This is a genomic window from Nonomuraea sp. NPDC001684 (assembly GCF_053596515.1).
This window is the reverse complement of the sequence record NZ_JBSFGJ010000859.1, coordinates 1-1487: the sequence shown is the minus strand read 5'-3', so window position 1 is coordinate 1487 and position 1487 is coordinate 1. Positions and strand designations below refer to the sequence as shown.

Genomic DNA, 1487 nt, shown 5'->3' with positions numbered 1-1487 from the left:
GGGCTGCCGCCCGCGATCCACGCCTTGCCCGCCGGGGTCGCGAACCCCCACCCGAACGTCTTGTCCAGGAACGCCCACAGGAAGATCCAGCCGATCGCGATCCGGGCGACGGCCCAGACGTAGTCGACCGGGGTACGCGCCGCCTGCACGGGGGCGACGTCCATCACGGGCCGGTTGATGGTGGTGGCCATGGCGGGCCTCCCTTTCGGTGGGGGGTGTACGTCCTTGTCTCACCCCTATTCCACTGCGGGCGTCCGCTCCCGGTCAGTGTCGTACGCCCCTCGCTGGAAGGACCTTGGTCCTCAGGGCCGTCCGTTCCGTGGCCGCCCGGCCGGGCCCGGTCCTTCGGCTGCCGGAGGTGGGACTTTGGGCCCTATCCCGGTGGCCGGCGTTCTCGTAGCTTCGCTTCGGGGGCATCGTGCTTCCGCTGACGAACGCCGGCCACCGGCCGCCCGCCGAAGGTAAGGAGACGGACATGACTTCTCAGGCGCGGCCTGGCACGGGCAGGCGGGCGGTGCTGAAGGTCGCCGGCGACCTGGACCTGGCCACGCAGGCGGGGTTCCGCGCCCGGATCGCCGCCGCCCTCGCCGAGCAGGGCACGCGTCTCGTCCTCGACCTCAGCGGGGTGACCTTCATGGACGCCCGCGGGCTGGCCGCGCTGGTGGCCGCGCGCGACCTGGCGGCCGCCCGCCACGGCAGCCTCCGGCTGACGGGGGTGACGCCGGCCGTCCTGCGATTGCTGGAGGTGACCCGGCTCGACCGGACGTTCTCCCCGGTCTCCCTCGCGGACGTCCGCCCCGCCGCGTGAACGGCGCTCAGCTCCAGATCGCCGCTATCGCAGGCCCGTGAGCAGGGCGTCGAGGCCCGCCTTCACCGCGGAGGCCGTACGGCCCCGGTGGACGACCAGGTTGGCCGCGACCGGCGCGAGCAGGGCGTCGGCGAGGAAGCCCGCGTCCGCCTCCGGCTTGATCTGCCCGATCAGCATCACCAGGTGCTGGTGGTACGCCTCGTAGGCCCCGCCGAAGCGGGTGAACTCCCCCGCGGTCTCGGCCATCAGCAGCAGGTCGAGCTGGGCGAAGGTGCGATCGGTCAGCGCGTGCAGGAAGGCGCGGAGCCGCTCGATCTCCGGCGCCCCGGGGCCCAGCGGCGGCGGGCCGTTCAGGAACGCCTGCTGGAACTCGCGTTCCTTCTCGTCGATGAGCGCGTACGCCAGGCCCGACCTGTCGCCGAACCGCCGGTACAGGGTGCCGATGCCGACGCCCGAGGCGGCCGCGACGTCGGCCATCGCCAGGCCCTTCATTCCCGCGGTGGCGACGATCTCCGCGGCCGCCGCGAGGATCTTCGACCGGTTCCTGGCGGCGTCGGCCCGTTCCTGTGCCACGGGTTCACCTTATCGGCCGGGCAAAGCGGAACGCGTTCCGTATATTCTTAACCGGAATCAGTTCCGCATAGTGGAGGACACATGCTCGACGGCAAGGGCGTACTCG

General features: G+C 72.1%; 2 protein-coding genes and 1 pseudogene. 1 reads left to right on the top strand and 2 read right to left on the bottom strand.

The window, feature by feature from the left end; all coding sequences use genetic code 11:
- A pseudogene (locus tag ACWCSD_RS52550) lies at window positions 1-191 on the bottom strand (hypothetical protein); the annotation flags it as partial.
- Between the two features lie 284 nt (window positions 192-475).
- Between ACWCSD_RS52550 and ACWCSD_RS52545 the strand changes: the two are divergent.
- Window positions 476-808: an STAS domain-containing protein gene (locus ACWCSD_RS52545; RefSeq protein WP_449927449.1), complete on the top strand. Its 333-nt coding sequence runs from the start codon at window positions 476-478 to the stop codon at window positions 806-808.
- Window positions 809-832: 24 nt separating this feature from the next.
- On the opposite strand, the gene ACWCSD_RS52540 is transcribed toward ACWCSD_RS52545, so the two are convergent.
- Complete coding sequence (locus ACWCSD_RS52540; RefSeq protein WP_449927447.1) at window positions 833-1381, bottom strand: TetR/AcrR family transcriptional regulator; 549 nt, start codon at window positions 1379-1381, stop codon at window positions 833-835.
- Between the last annotated feature and the right edge of the window lie 106 nt (window positions 1382-1487).